General features: G+C 62.2%; 11 protein-coding genes. 2 read left to right on the forward strand and 9 right to left on the reverse strand.

What is annotated here, in order from left to right:
• Positions 1-4: 4 nt before the first annotated feature.
• The 4 genes from ATO7_RS09765 to ATO7_RS09780 are packed head-to-tail and all read right to left on the reverse strand — an operon-like array spanning position 5 to position 4492.
• Positions 5-805, reverse strand: a complete 801-nt coding sequence (locus ATO7_RS09765; protein ID WP_083561546.1) for a DUF1338 domain-containing protein — start codon at positions 803-805, stop codon at positions 5-7.
• A complete protein-coding gene (gene astD / locus ATO7_RS09770; RefSeq protein WP_083561547.1) occupies positions 802-2274 on the reverse strand; it encodes a succinylglutamate-semialdehyde dehydrogenase in 1473 nt (490 codons plus the stop codon). The genes ATO7_RS09765 and astD overlap by 4 nt, the downstream gene beginning before the upstream one ends.
• 2 nt (positions 2275-2276) lie before the next feature.
• Positions 2277-3290, reverse strand: coding sequence for an arginine N-succinyltransferase (gene astA, locus ATO7_RS09775; RefSeq protein ID WP_083561548.1), 1014 nt, complete (start codon positions 3288-3290; stop codon positions 2277-2279).
• A complete protein-coding gene (locus ATO7_RS09780) occupies positions 3287-4492 on the reverse strand; it encodes an aspartate aminotransferase family protein (RefSeq protein ID WP_083561549.1) in 1206 nt (401 codons plus the stop codon). The genes astA (ATO7_RS09775) and ATO7_RS09780 overlap by 4 nt, the downstream gene beginning before the upstream one ends.
• Positions 4493-4620: 128 nt before the next feature.
• On the opposite strand from ATO7_RS09780, the gene ATO7_RS09785 reads away from it, so the two are divergent.
• Positions 4621-5049: an Lrp/AsnC family transcriptional regulator gene (locus ATO7_RS09785; protein WP_083561550.1), complete on the forward strand. Its 429-nt coding sequence runs from the start codon at positions 4621-4623 to the stop codon at positions 5047-5049.
• Positions 5050-5057: 8 nt separating this feature from the next.
• Here ATO7_RS09785 and astB read toward each other — a convergent pair whose 3' ends face one another.
• From astB to ATO7_RS17020, 5 genes are all read right to left on the reverse strand, one after another.
• On the reverse strand, positions 5058-6401 hold the full coding sequence (astB, locus tag ATO7_RS09790; RefSeq protein ID WP_083561551.1) for an N-succinylarginine dihydrolase: 1344 nt from the start codon (positions 6399-6401) through the stop codon (positions 5058-5060).
• The gene (astA, locus tag ATO7_RS09795) at positions 6398-7450 is read right to left on the reverse strand and encodes an arginine N-succinyltransferase (protein WP_083561552.1); all 1053 of its coding nucleotides are present in this window, start codon (positions 7448-7450) and stop codon (positions 6398-6400) included. Before astA (ATO7_RS09795) ends, astB begins: the two co-directional genes overlap by 4 nt.
• 123 nt (positions 7451-7573) lie before the next feature.
• Positions 7574-8083 carry a single-stranded DNA-binding protein gene (ssb, locus tag ATO7_RS09800; protein WP_083561553.1) on the reverse strand — a complete coding sequence of 170 codons (510 nt, stop codon included), beginning with the start codon at positions 8081-8083 and terminating at the stop codon, positions 7574-7576.
• Positions 8080-9300, reverse strand: coding sequence for an MFS transporter (locus ATO7_RS09805; protein ID WP_083561554.1), 1221 nt, complete (start codon positions 9298-9300; stop codon positions 8080-8082). The genes ssb and ATO7_RS09805 overlap by 4 nt, the downstream gene beginning before the upstream one ends.
• A gap of 183 nt (positions 9301-9483) precedes the next feature.
• On the reverse strand, positions 9484-10446 hold the full coding sequence (locus ATO7_RS17020; RefSeq protein WP_083561555.1) for a hypothetical protein: 963 nt from the start codon (positions 10444-10446) through the stop codon (positions 9484-9486).
• Positions 10447-10675: 229 nt separating this feature from the next.
• Between ATO7_RS17020 and uvrA the strand changes: the two genes are divergently transcribed.
• Positions 10676-13498, forward strand: a complete 2823-nt coding sequence (gene uvrA / locus ATO7_RS09815) for an excinuclease ABC subunit UvrA (RefSeq protein ID WP_083561556.1) — start codon at positions 10676-10678, stop codon at positions 13496-13498.
• The last annotated feature ends 126 nt before the right edge of the window (positions 13499-13624 follow it).

A 13624-nucleotide genomic window follows, 5' to 3' on the forward strand; every position in this document is an offset into this window, starting at 1 on the left:
TCATTCACCCGGCCTTGTCGGCCCCGGCATGGGTACTTTCAAAAATCTTGTCGGCCGACGCCTCGACAAAGCCCTGATACAGGCTGCCATCGGCCTGCGGGTAGCGGTAGGCGAACTCGTAAAAACAGGCCGGAATCGCGAACTCACCGTCATCAAACTCGACCGCAACGCGGTCGGCCAGGGTGCTCGACTGCTCCAGCATGACCGCCGGCGAGCCCTTGATCTCGCCACCGGCACTGTTCAGGGCAAAACCCTCCCGCTTGAGCGCCGCATTCACCTGCGCCACCGAGTCATAACCTGCCAACTGGTTGATGCTGACCGTGAAATGATTGGCGCGAAAACCGAATGCCGACAACCAGGCGGCGTATTCGCTCTCGGCCAACAGCCCCTGATAATCGGCGTGACTCAAGCGCCAGTGACGCCCCGAATACAGCAAGGCAGCCTCGGCTGTAGCATCCATCTGCCTGAGCTGGCGTGCGACCTGCTGCTGCAGGCTGGCACTGAATTGCTCCAGCAGCAGCTCACTGATGAAAATCTTGGGCACGTGCGGATCGGCATGCTCGTAATGGCGCGCTTTGAGCTTCTTGGCCTTGAAGACATATTCGCCACCACGCCTGTAGCCCATGGCCACAAACACCGGTTCCATCGCATCCAGCCCGAGTTGCGGCGTGTTGAAGCTGCGCAAAGCAATGTGATCGTTGACGATGGGCTGACCGCCGCCCAGCACCTGATGAATCCTGCCCGCCGATGGCGCGTGCTTGAGGTAGTCGGCCCACAGGGCGGAGAAAAAATGCTCGACATTCATGCGAAAAAATCCAGGCCGGGGCTCAGAGTGGCGGGCAGACTGACCCGCTCGGCCTCCATCGAAGCCACCGGATAAGCACAGTAATCTGCGGCGTAGTAGGCGCTGGCGCGATGATTGCCAGAGTCGCCTATGCCGCCAAATGGGGCCGAACTTGCCGCGCCGGTGATCGGCCGGTTCCAGTTGACGATACCGGCGCGTATACCGTGCAAGAACTCGGCGTAGCGTTCAGCATCATCACTGATAAGACCGGCTGACAGACCAAAACGGGTGGCGTTGGCCATCCGCAGCGCGGCATCGAAGTCGCCATAACGCACCACCTTGAGCAGCGGCCCGAAATGCTCCTCATCGGGCAGTGCATCACCCAGCGCGGTGACATCAACGATGCCCGGCGTGACAAAGCCGGTGTTGGGATCAAGCTGGCGCATAGCCAGCAGCGATTGGCCACCGGCCTTGATCAGACCCTCATGCGCGGCAAGCAAACCGGCCGCCGCCGCTGCGCTGATCACCGCACCCATGAAAGGCTGCGGGTCTGCATCGGGTGGGCCAACGCGCAGGCGCGCGCTGATAGCAACCAGCCGATCAAGCAGCGCATCGCCCCACGCCTCCTGCGGCACGAACAGACGCCGTGCACAGGTGCAGCGCTGCCCGGCGGTGACAAACGCAGACTGCACGATGTCATGCACCGCGGCATCCAGATCAGCCACCTGCTCCACGATCAGCGGATTGTTGCCACCCATTTCCAGGGCCAGAATCTTGCCCGGATGGGCGGCAAACTGTTCATGCAGCAGGCCGCCCGTACGCGAGCTGCCGGTGAAGAACAGGCCATCCAGATCCGCATGGGTGGCCAGTGCCTTGCCGGTCGCTGCGGCGCCCTGGACCAGATTCAGTACACCGGCGGGTATACCCGCCTCATCCCACAGCTTGAGCGTCTGCACAGCCACCCACGGGGTCAGCTCGCTGGGCTTGAACACCACGCTGTTGCCGGCCAGCAAGGCCGGAATGATGTGCCCATTGGGCAGGTGGCCGGGGAAGTTGTAGGGCCCGAACACCGCGACCACACCATGCGGGCGATGGCGCAGCACCGCACGCCCGGCGGGCAGATCGGATTGCTTGTGGCCCGCGCGCTCATCCTGAGCCTGCACCGAAATTGCGAGCTTGCCGGCCATAGCGCTGACTTCCGTACGCGCCTCCCACAGCGGTTTTCCGGTTTCCTCGGCAATGCACGCGGCGAGCGCCTCATGATGCTGTTTGAGCAGCGCCACGAAACGCTCAAGCACCTCCAGGCGCTGGGCCCGCGATGTGCGCGCCCAGCCCGGCGCCGCAGCACGCGCAGCGGCCACCGCCGCATCCACCTGGGCGGCGCTGGCTGCATGACCGTTCCAGACCGGCCGATTGCGGGCCGGATCCACTGAAGTCATAGCCTCAGCCTCACCAGCCAGCCACTGACCATCGATATACAAGTCGCTCATGTTCACTCCATGCTCGCGACGCGCACGGGGTCGCCGCTGCACACATCCAGTGCGCGCGCGGTGGCGTCGTCAATGTTCAAGATGTTGTCGCCCTGCTGCGCGGGCATCAGCACCGCGCGAAATGCGGCCTGGCGGGTGTTGGTGATCAGACTGGTCGGGCCATTGATGTGCGGTACAACCTGGGCCCGCAACTCGCAGCTGCGGGCTGCGGTGGCAATCGCATCGCGCTGCGCCTCCACCGTGGGTCCGGCATCAAACGGGTCGATGTAACCGCGCCAGCCGAAACCCTCACGTTGCAGCAGCTTGAGCGCCGGTGCGGTGTCATCATGCACCTGGCCAATGGTGGCCTGGGCGTCGTCGTCGAGCAGACTAACGTAGACCGGATAACGCGGCATCAGCTCGGCAATAAAGGATTTCTGCCCCATCCCCACCCGATGCACCGCATCGGCCAGATCCATGGAAAAGAAATGCTTCTGCAGCCAGCCCCAGAACGGTGAGCGCCCCTCGCTGTCACTGCGCCCGCGCATTTCGGCAATCACGGTGTCGGCAAACAGCTGCGGACGCTGGGCCATGAACAGAAAACGAAAGCGCGACAGCAAGTAGCCATTGTGTCGCGCCCGCGCCGCACCGGTCAGAAACAGGGTGCAGATCTCGGTGGCGTTGGAATAGTCATTGCACAGGGTCAGCACATCCACGGTGTTGTGGATGTCCAGCTCACGCGAAGAATGCACCACCCGGCTGAGGTGATAGTGGTACAGCGCATCCTCGATGCCCACGCGCGCTTCAATACCGCTGGTGCCAAGCACTTCGCCGGAATCGGCATCTTCCATCACGAACAGAAAACCTGCGCCACCCTTGGCGTTAGGGCCGTCATGAAAAGCCACCTCGGCACGGTCGATCTTGGACTGCAGCTGGGCGTCGTGCTTGGGCAGGGAGGTGAAGCCATGCCCGGATTCGTGGGCAAAGCGCACCAGTGCCGGGAAGTCGCGCGGCTCGATCGGCCGGATGAGGTTCATCCCGCTACGACCTTGGCGACGGCCTGGCCGAAACGATGCATGCCGGTGTCAATGTCATCCTCGGCAATGATCAGCGATGGCGCAAAGCGCACCACATTGGGTCCGGCCACAAGACACATCACGCCCTGCTCCACGGCGGCCGCCAGCACGTCACGCGCGCGCCCATGGTAGGCCGGCTTGAGCGCCGCCCCCAGCAGCAGCCCGGCCCCACGCACCTCCTCGAACAGGCCATGCTCGGCGTTGATGTCCTCAAGATGCTGGCGGAAACGCTGGCCGCGCGTCAGCACGCCTTGCAGCAGCGGCACCTGATTGACCTCATCCCAGACCGCCTCGGCCACCGCGCAGGCCAGCGGATTGCCGCCATAGGTGCTGCCATGGGTGCCCACTTTGAAACTGTCCGCAACCTTGGCCGTGGTCAGCATTGCGGCCACCGGAAAACCGCCGCCCAGACCTTTGGCGCTGCTCAGTATGTCCGGGGTGATGTCGTGATGCATGTAGGCATACAGCGCGCCGGTGCGGCCCACACCGGTCTGCACTTCGTCGAGCACCATCAGCGCCTGATATTTGTCACACAGCGCACGCACACCTGCAATGAAACCGGGCACTGGTTCGATCAAACCGCCCTCGCCCTGCAAAGGCTCCAGCAGCACCGCGCAGGTGCGCTCCGACATGGCCGCCTCCAGCGCTTCAAGATCGTTGTAGGGCACATGATCGATCGCGCCCGGCTTGGGACCGAAGCCATCCGAATAAGCCGGCTGCCCACCTGCGGTAACGGTGAAGAACGTACGCCCGTGAAAGGCTTTGTCGAAGGCAATGATCTGGTCTTTCTGTGCGCCGAAATGATCGACCGCGTAACGCCGCGCCAGCTTCAGCGCCGCTTCGTTGGCCTCGGCGCCGGAATTGCAGAAATAGACCCGTTCGGCAAAGGTGTCTGCGGTGATCTTGGCGGCCAGACGCAAGGCCGGTTCGTTGGTGTAGACATTGCTCAGATGCCACAGCTTGTCGGCCTGCTGCTTGAGCGCGTCAACCAGCGCGGGATGACGGTGGCCCAGGCAGTTGACCGCAATACCGCCGGCGAAATCGATGTACTCACGGCCCTGCTGATCCCACAGGCGTGCGCCCTCACCACGCACAGGAATCACCGCCGAAGGGGCGTAATTGGGAACCATGACCTGGTCAAACAGGGCGCGATCAATCGACATGGACGTCTCCGGCGATAAAGAGCAGCAACAGGGACGTTCATTATCGGTCGGCTCAGATGTCAATTTGAACAAACGCTTTTAGCGAATTTGATAAATTGATATACAAATTGACAAATAAGTGAACCACAATGACAAGCTCGCTGGATGACCGCCTGCTCAGCGCTTTGCGCCGCAACGCCCGCCTGAGCACCAGCGAGCTGGCCCGTCAGCTCGATGTTTCACGCGCCACGGTGCAGAACCGCATTCGCAAGCTGGAAGACGCCGGCATCATCGAGGGATACACCGTGCGTCTGGGTCAAAGCTGGCGTGACAAACGCATCCGCGCCCACGTGCTGGTCGAGGTCGAGCAAAAACGCAGTGCCGAGGTCACCCGCCGCCTGGAGCAGCTCGACAGCGTTGCCGCGCTGTATGTGATCAGCGGCAACTACGATCTGATCCTGGAGCTTGAGGTGGACAGCACCGGCGCGCTGAGCCGCCAGCTGGATGACATCGGCCTGCTCACCGGCGTGCTGCGCACCACCTCATCAGTGATTCTGGAAACCCGGGTCCGCCAGTAAGCGCGCCTTCAGACCTGCTGAAACGGATAGATCGCGCCGAGCTTGAGGATGCCGGTCAGCTCGTCCAGCGCGCTACAGCATTCCTGGTGCAGCTGCGGATCGGCCAGATCCTGGACATGCAAGCGTTCGCGGTAGTGCCGTTCAACCCAGGCCTTCAGGCGGGCGTACAAGGTCTCATCCAGCAGCGCCGCTGAATTCAGCGCAGCCTGCTGCGCCGGGGTGAGCACCACGCGCAGGCGCAAACAGGCCGGGCCGCCGCCGTTGCGCATGCTTTCCGTCAGGTTGAACACTTTGAACTGCTCGATCGGCCCGTCACTGTCCAGCAAGCCCTGCAAGTAAGCCCACACTGCCGGGTTGTCACGGCATTCCTGGGGCAGGATCAGGGCATGACCACCCGCCGGCAGCGTGACCAGCTGGCTGTTGAACAGATAGCTGCTGACCGCATCCTCCACACTCACCGCTGCGCTGGGCACCTCAATGCAGTGCAAAGGTGAAGCGGTCTGCCAGGCTGCCGCCAGCGCGGGGCGCGGGTCCTGCACGAAAGCCTGTTCGTGAAAGAACAGCACATTGCGGTTGCCCACCGCGATCACGTCATTGTGAAACACGCCCTGGTCGATCACCGCCGGGTTCTGTTGCAGAAACACGCAGGCCTGCGGGGCCAGACCGTGCAGCCGCGCGACCGCCTGTGACGCCTGCAGGGTGTGACGCGCCGGATAGCGCTGCGGGCCATGTTCGGGCGCACCCGCATCCTTGCCGTAGACGAACAACTCCAGCCCCGGCTCGCCGTACTCGGCGCACAAACGGGTGTGATTGGCGGCACCCTCGTCACCAAAATCATCCACCGCAGGCAGCGCGGCATGATGGGCAAAATGCTCACCCTCAGGAAAGATCGCCTGCAGCGCTCTTGCGGTGGTCGGCACTTCGATCGAGCGGTGAAACTTGTTGACCAGATTGGCCGGGGTGAAGTGAACCCGCCCATCGCGGGTATCGGCGCTGGGCGAAACGGTGGCCGCGTTGGCCACCCACATGCTGGATGCCGAACTCACCGCGCCGAGCAAACGCGGCTGCGTACGTGCCGCCTCGCCCAGCACCTCCGCATCACTGCCGGCAAAACCCAGCCGCCGCAGTGCCGCAAGGTCCGGGCGTTGCTGCGGCGGCAACACGCCTTGCATCAAGCCCAGGTCGTGCATGGCCTTCATCTTGGCCAGCCCCTGCAATGCGGCCGCCCGCGGCGAGGATTCACTGCCCAGATTGTTTTGCGAGGCGACATTGCCGAAGGACAGGCCGGCATAGTTGTGGGTCGGTCCAACCAGGCCATCAAAGTTGGCTTCAAGCGTGGTCGCTGTGTTCATGACGAGGCATGCTCCGGATGTTTTTCAGGTTTGAGCGCAACCGCACGTACGGGCTGCCCGTGGTCACAACCCAGCGCCCTGGCCTGCGCCGTGCCGACGCGCCAAACATCACCCTGCCACTGCGCCGGCGCCAGCACGCAATGAAACGCGTCCCAGGCGGTGGTCGCAACCAGATGCAAGGGCGTATCTTCGGGCAGATCGGCCATCTCGCAGGCCCCCACCTGACTTTGCGCCACCGCACGAATCTGCCCGAGCTCGGCCTCCAGGGTCGGACCGGCATCAAAAATGTCGACATAACCCTTGTGCCGGAAACCTTCGGCCTCAAGCAGCTTCAAGGCGGGCCGGGTGTTGTCGTGAACCTGGGCAATCACCGCCTGAGCATCGGCCGGCAGCAACGGCACGTAGATTGGATGACGTGGCATCAGCTCGGCGATAAAGGCCTTGCTGCGCGAACCGGACAGGCGGTCGGCCAGCGGAAAATCCATGGAAAAGAAATGCTGGCCCAGGGCTTCCCAGAAAGGCGAGCGACCCTGCGCGTCCGAAACGCCGCGCATGTCGGCAATCAGTGTGGATGGGAACCGTAGGCCGTGCTGGGCCAGAAACAGAAACCGGCATTTCGACAGCAGATGCCCGTTGCCGCCGCTGCGATAACCCGGCGCCAACAGCAAGGAGGCCAGTTCCGCGGCACCGGTGTAGTCGTTGCTCAGGTACAGGGTCGGCATCACCTTGTGCACGCCCAGTTGCGGCGATGCGTGCACGATCTTGTCCAGACGATAGCTGTAAAACGGATCGCTCAACCCGATTCCGGACTTGATCGCCGTGGTGCCGGCCAGCGCGCCCGTATCGAGATCCTCGGCCACGAACAGAAACTGCGTCTCGCGCGGCTGCGCCGGGTCATGTGGCGCAGCAAAGCTGCTCAGCGACAGCTCGATCTTGCTACGCAACAGCTCGACATCGCCGGGCAGCGAGGTCATGCCGATGCCTGCCGCACCGGCCAGCTCGACCAGCGCCGGCAGATCAGATTCACGGATGGGACGTATCAGCAGCATGCGGTGATGAATTCTGCGGCAACGCGACGATTGTAGACCCGCGCGGAAGAATTGCACCTGCTCATGCGCCGCCCAACAAAAAGGCCCGCGATTGCGGGCCTTGAGCGTTGGCTGAAGCCGGAATTAGAACGGAATATCGTCGTCAGGGTCGATCTGCGGTTCATTCATCGGGCTTGACGGTTGCGGCTTGCTGTCACCGTAGCTGTCATTGCCATAGCCGCCACCGCCACGGTTACCACCGCCACCGCCACCGCCGCCGTAGTTGCCGCCGCCCTGGCCACCACCGCCGCCGCCGCGACCGCCGAGCATCTGCATCTCGTTGGCGACGATTTCCGTGGTGTAGCGGTCCTGGCCGTCGTTGCCCTGCCATTTGCGCGTGCGAATCTGGCCTTCGATATAAACCTGACTGCCTTTGCGCAGATACTCGGCCGCCACTTCGCCCAGGCGATTGAACAGCACCACGCGGTGCCATTCGGTGCGCTCCTGCATTTCCCCGCTCTGCTTGTCCTTCCAGCTTTCGCTAGTGGCCAGGCGCAGGTTGGTCACGGCGCCGCCAGACGGCATGTACCGGGTTTCCGGATCAGCACCCAGATTGCCGACCAGGATGACTTTGTTGATTCCGCGACTGCTCATTCGCACTCCTTGGATTGTGATCGTTGCGGGTCGCCACCGGCAGTCTGCACCGCCGGTTCGTCCCGCACAGTTGATAACGGATTGGCGCCCATTATGCGGACAGCGAGCAATCCCAGCCACAGGCAGCCCCAACAGGCGGCCGACAATATGACAACGCTGGGCCCAGCGTACTTCAGAACCAGACCACCCAGCGCCGCACCGCAAAACGCACCGAGGAACTGCGCGCTCGAAAACACCCCCATGGCCCGCCCGCGCGAGGCCGCCGGGGCCCGCCGCGAAACCAGCGACGGCAGACTGGCTTCAAGCAAATTGAAGGCACAGAAGAACATCCACAAGGTCAGCGGCAACCACAGCCACTGCTCTCCAATCAGCACGCACGCCAGGGTCAACACCATGACGGCGACAGGAATCGCGGCAACGATGCGTCCGCGACGCTCCAGATAGCGGATCAGAGGAAAAACCGGCAACAGGGACGCCAACATGACAGGCAGGTAAACCTTCCAATGCGTAGCCGGCGGCCAGCCCCATTCCTGCTGCAGCATCAGCGGCAGCCCAACAAACAGACTCGCCAGCATGGCATGCAGGGCGAATACACCGCCGTCAAGTTGCAACAGGTCAGCGCGCAAAACAGAGGGACTCGCCTGCTCCGCGGCCGGCTTGATGGGCGGCGCCGGTGGCAGCAGCAGAACCAGCACCATGGCCAGCAAAGCCCCCACCGCCGCGATGTCAAACAAACCAGGCACCGCCGTAACACTGAGCAAGGCCGGACCAACAATCAGCGCCAACAGGAATGCACCGCCGATGCTTGCGCCGATAATGGCCATGGCCGTTGTTCGCACAGATTCGCGCGTGAGATCAGACAGCAGCGCGGTGGAGGCCGCAGCAATTGCCCCGCCCCCCTGCAACAGCCGGGCCATCAGCAAAGTGTCGATGTCTTGAGCACGCGCCGCAACCAGGCTGCCGAGTGCAAACACGGCCAAACCGAAAAGCATGACCGGCTTGCGCCCGACCCGGTCAGACAGCCAACCGAATGGGATCTGCAACAAAGCCTGGGTAAGACCGTAACCGCCAACCGCCAAGCCCACTGCAACACCGGGTTGCCCAGCCAGAGACAGGGCCCAGGGCGCAAGCACCGGGAGCACCATAAACAAAGCTGTCATCCGCAGCACCAAAATGGCAGCCAGAATCAGCGTTGCGCGGCGTTCAATCGGGGTCATTCAAAATCCGTACGGTCAGATGGCGCATCTATGCGGCAGCAAGGCCACGCCGCGAACAAGCCCATCAGCAAACCAAAAAGTTTAGCAGCACTGAGCCACGTAAGCGCCACCAAACACTCCTTTTGCGGCGAACTGCAGGCAAAAAAAACCGCCCTCGAGGGGCGGTTTTTCCAGCACTGAAATTTATTCTTCCATGCCGAAGTCGCAGTCGTCTTCAATCGCGGCAAGTTCTTCTTCGCTGAAGACCACGCCGTCAACGCTGACCACGCCGTTGGAAATCACCACACGATGGCTGCCGCTGCCAGCAATGGTGATCTGAAAGTCACCGCTCACCACCGTTTCATTTTCGGTGTAGGTGTTGCTGGTCACCATCGGCTGGATGGTTTCGTAGGTGGCATCAAACGAGCAGCTGGTGCCCACCACTTCACTCTTCATACGGCCATTGATCACATGCGTGCCAGTGCCACCCGTTTCACCAGCCGAGCTCATACTCAGCATATCGCTGAGGCTGCTGCCCATGGTCATAATGAAGCGCTGCCCATCGAAGGTCATGTCCATATTCATGAAGGCTTTGATTTCGATGTCGGATTCAGCATCTTCCGGATTGGCACAGCCATCACACAGATGCATGGTGCCGTCCATGGCCATATCGATGGCACCAAAGAAACTGCCGCTCATCTGCGACACATAGTTGTCGGCCACGATATAGCTGACCGTTTCGCTGGCCGCATCGCCGAACTCGATATCGCCATCGGTGAAGGACTCAAACGAAAAACCACCTTCGCTGGAGGACAAACGGCAGTTGTCTGCCTCAATCCGGCTCTTGGTGAAATCACCGCTGTGGTACGGCGAAGCCTGATTGCCGCTGGGGCCCGGCCCGGTTTCATCGGTGGTGGTCAGACTGCCGCTGTCGCACTGCTCAGTTTGACTGGCTTTGGCCATCTGCTGATCTTCCTCAGCCTGATCGGCCATGGAAATGCCGGTTTGGGCCAGACTCAGCGCCGCCACACCTGCGAGCGCTGCCTTGGTGTCGGAATTGACGCCGCCACCACCGCCACCACCGCCGCCACTGCCGCCACAAGCCGCCAGTGCAGACGCTGCAGTCAAAGCCAAGCTCAGATCACGCAAATTCGAATGCTGTTTCATTTCATGTCCTCCGAAAGGGTTGTGAGCTGTTCCCCACAGCTCGTGACCGATAGTCTAGTGTTGGTCCATCCGGGCGACTGTGATCTGCTTCACGGGATTCTGCGAAGTCCTCCGATCGGTGTTCGCGGCCCGTTTCTGGCTGGCGAAATGACACAGCTCTGATGCACACTGCACGGTTCAAAGCCGCGATCGACCGATTGCCGGCTCATCAGCTCCGTGACCTGTTCAGATGCAAACCATCGAAATCCGTGGTGCGCGTACGCACAACCTGAAAAATGTCGATCTCGACATCCCGCGCGACGCGCTGGTCGTGATCACCGGCCTGTCTGGTTCAGGTAAATCGTCTCTGGCCTTCGACACCATCTATGCCGAGGGGCAACGACGTTATGTGGAGTCACTGTCGGCCTATGCCCGGCAGTTTCTGTCGATGATGGAGAAGCCGGATGTTGACCGTATCGACGGTCTCTCGCCGGCCATCTCCATCGAGCAGAAATCAACCTCGCACAACCCGCGCTCGACGGTTGGCACGGTTACCGAAATCTACGATTACATGCGCTTGCTGTACGCCCGCATCGGCACACCGTATTGCCCGGATCACAATGTCTCGCTGAATGCGCAGACCATTGGCGAGATGGTCGACACGGTGCTGCGCCAGGAGGCGGAAACCGCATGGCTACTGCTCGCGCCGGTGGTGCGCGGGCGCAAGGGCGAACACGACAAACTGCTCGACAGCTTGCGCAGCGAGGGCTTCATCCGCGCACGCATCGACGGCGAGGTCGTCGAGCTGGACGACACGCCGCCGCTCAACCCTAAGGTCAAGCACGACATCGAAGTGGTGGTCGACCGCTTCAAAGTGCGCCCGGACATGAGCCAGCGCCTGGCTGAATCGTTTGAAACGGCGCTGCGCTTGTCCGATGGCCTGGTTCAGGTGGTGCCCTATCGGCATGATGCCGAAGAACTGCTGTTCTCGGCCCGCTTCGCCTGCCCGCATTGCGGTTTCGCCATCAAGGAGCTGGAACCGCGGCTGTTCTCCTTCAACAGCCCGCACGGCGCCTGCCCGGATTGCGACGGCCTGGGCACGCAGTCGGTGTTCGATGAAGAACGCGTGGTCACGCGCCCGGATCTGAGCCTGTCGGAGGGCGCCATTCGCGGCTGGGATGCCCGCAACGGCTATTACTTCCAGATCATTCGCGGTCTTGCCGAGCATTACGACTTCGATCCGGATATCCCCTTCAACACCCTGCCCGCCAAGGTTCGCGAGGCCATCCTGTACGGCAGCGGCAGCGAGCGTATTGCCTTCAAATATCCGCGCGCACGCGGCGGTTTCCGTGAAAAGCGCCATGCCTTTGAAGGCATCCTCAACAATATGCAGCGGCGCTACCACGAAACCGAGTCACAGATGGTGCGAGAGGAGCTGGCCAAATTCCGCTCGGAAAAACCCTGCGCCAGCTGCGCTGGCTCGCGCCTCAACCGCGCCGCCCGCAGCGTGCGCGTTCAACACACGGCAATGCCGGCCATCGCCCGGCTGTCGATCCGCGAAGCGATCGGCTGGTTTTCCGAGCTTCAACTGGCTGGCCAGCAGGCCGAAATCGCGGCCCGCATCCTCAAGGAGATCGTGCTGCGGCTGGAGTTTCTGAACAATGTCGGGCTCGACTACCTGAGCCTGGACCGCGCGGCAGAAACCCTGTCCGGCGGCGAAGCCCAACGCATCCGTCTGGCCAGCCAGATCGGCGCCGGTCTGGTCGGCGTGCTCTACGTGCTGGACGAGCCATCCATCGGCCTGCATCAGCGCGACAACCAGCGCCTGCTCGACACCCTGATTCACCTGCGTGATCTGGGCAACACCGTGCTGGTCGTCGAGCACGACGAAGAAGCCATCCGGGCTGCCGATCATGTGCTCGACATCGGTCCCGGGGCCGGCGTGCACGGCGGCGAAGTGGTCGCTCAGGGGCCGCTCAAGGACATTCTGACCTGCCCGGATTCACTGACCGGAAAATACCTCTCCGGCGCGCTGGAGATCGCCATTCCGCATGAGCGCACGGCGGCTGACAGCAACCGCATGCTGCGGGTCAATCAGGCCAGCGGCAACAATCTGCACGAGGTCACCGCCGAATTTCCGCTCGGTCTGCTGACCTGCGTCACAGGGGTGTCCGGCTCGGGCAAATCGACGCTGGTCAACGACACCCTGTACCCGGCCGCGGCCAAAACCCTGAATCGCGCCACCACGCGCCCAGCTCCATGTGCGGGCATCGACGGCTTTGATCAGCTTGACAAGGTCATCGGTATCGATCAGAGCCCGATCGGGCGCACGCCCCGCTCCAACCCGGCAACTTACATCGGCGTGTTCACCGCCATACGCGAACTGTTTTCCGGCACCCCGGAATCGCGCGCACGCGGGTACAAGGCCGGTCGTTTTTCCTTCAACGTCAAAGGCGGTCGCTGCGAGGCCTGCCAGGGCGATGGCGTGATCAAGGTGGAAATGCACTTTCTGCCCGACATCTACGTGACTTGCGAGGTCTGCAACGGCAGTCGCTACAACCGCGAAACCCTGGACATCAAGTACAAGGGCAAAACCATCAGCGACGTGCTCAACATGACGGTGGAGGAAGCTGCCGAGTTTTTCAGCGCGGTGCCGGTGATCAAGCGCAAGCTCGACACCCTGCTGGATGTGGGCCTGACCTACATCACCCTGGGCCAGAATGCGACCACCCTGTCCGGCGGCGAAGCCCAGCGCGTCAAGCTGGCCAAGGAGCTGTCCCGGCGCGACACCGGGCGCACCCTGTACATCCTTGATGAACCGACCACCGGCCTGCATTTCCACGATGTTGCGCAACTGCTGCGGGTACTTCACCGGCTGCGTGATCACGGCAACACACTGATCGTGATCGAACACAATCTGGACGTGATCAAGACCGCCGACTGGATTGTCGATCTGGGCCCGGAAGGCGGTGATGGTGGTGGCCGTATCGTGGGCTGCGGCACGCCCGAACAGGTTGCCCAGGTGGAGGGTTCGCACACCGGGCGATATCTCAAACAGATGCTGGACGCCTAACCACGCTCAAAAGGCGCATCCCAAGCGCCCGCAACTGCAGCCCCGAACGCCGAACTGTGCCATCATTTCATGGCTAAATTGCGTTCTTGGGTCGTCACGTTACATTGGGCATGGGAAAAGGACCGT

It is taken from the genome of Oceanococcus atlanticus, assembly GCF_002088235.1.
Classification (GTDB): Bacteria; Pseudomonadota; Gammaproteobacteria; order Nevskiales; family Oceanococcaceae; genus Oceanococcus; species Oceanococcus atlanticus.

What these genes read in the sequence shown, in the direction of transcription:
- ATO7_RS09765 (WP_083561546.1), bottom strand. Translation starts at nt 805, where the DNA reads ATGAATGTCGAGCATTTTTTCTCCGCCCTGTGGGCCGACTACCTCAAG.
- astD (WP_083561547.1), bottom strand. Translation starts at nt 2,274, where the DNA reads ATGAGCGACTTGTATATCGATGGTCAGTGGCTGGCTGGTGAGGCTGAG.
- astA (WP_083561548.1), bottom strand. Translation starts at nt 3,290, where the DNA reads ATGAACCTCATCCGGCCGATCGAGCCGCGCGACTTCCCGGCACTGGTG.
- ATO7_RS09780 (WP_083561549.1), bottom strand. Translation starts at nt 4,492, where the DNA reads ATGTCGATTGATCGCGCCCTGTTTGACCAGGTCATGGTTCCCAATTAC.
- ATO7_RS09785 (WP_083561550.1), top strand. Translation starts at nt 4,621, where the DNA reads ATGACAAGCTCGCTGGATGACCGCCTGCTCAGCGCTTTGCGCCGCAAC.
- astB (WP_083561551.1), bottom strand. Translation starts at nt 6,401, where the DNA reads ATGAACACAGCGACCACGCTTGAAGCCAACTTTGATGGCCTGGTTGGA.
- astA (WP_083561552.1), bottom strand. Translation starts at nt 7,450, where the DNA reads ATGCTGCTGATACGTCCCATCCGTGAATCTGATCTGCCGGCGCTGGTC.
- ssb (WP_083561553.1), bottom strand. Translation starts at nt 8,083, where the DNA reads ATGAGCAGTCGCGGAATCAACAAAGTCATCCTGGTCGGCAATCTGGGT.
- ATO7_RS09805 (WP_083561554.1), bottom strand. Translation starts at nt 9,300, where the DNA reads ATGACCCCGATTGAACGCCGCGCAACGCTGATTCTGGCTGCCATTTTG.
- ATO7_RS17020 (WP_083561555.1), bottom strand. Translation starts at nt 10,446, where the DNA reads ATGAAACAGCATTCGAATTTGCGTGATCTGAGCTTGGCTTTGACTGCA.
- uvrA (WP_083561556.1), top strand. Translation starts at nt 10,676, where the DNA reads ATGCAAACCATCGAAATCCGTGGTGCGCGTACGCACAACCTGAAAAAT.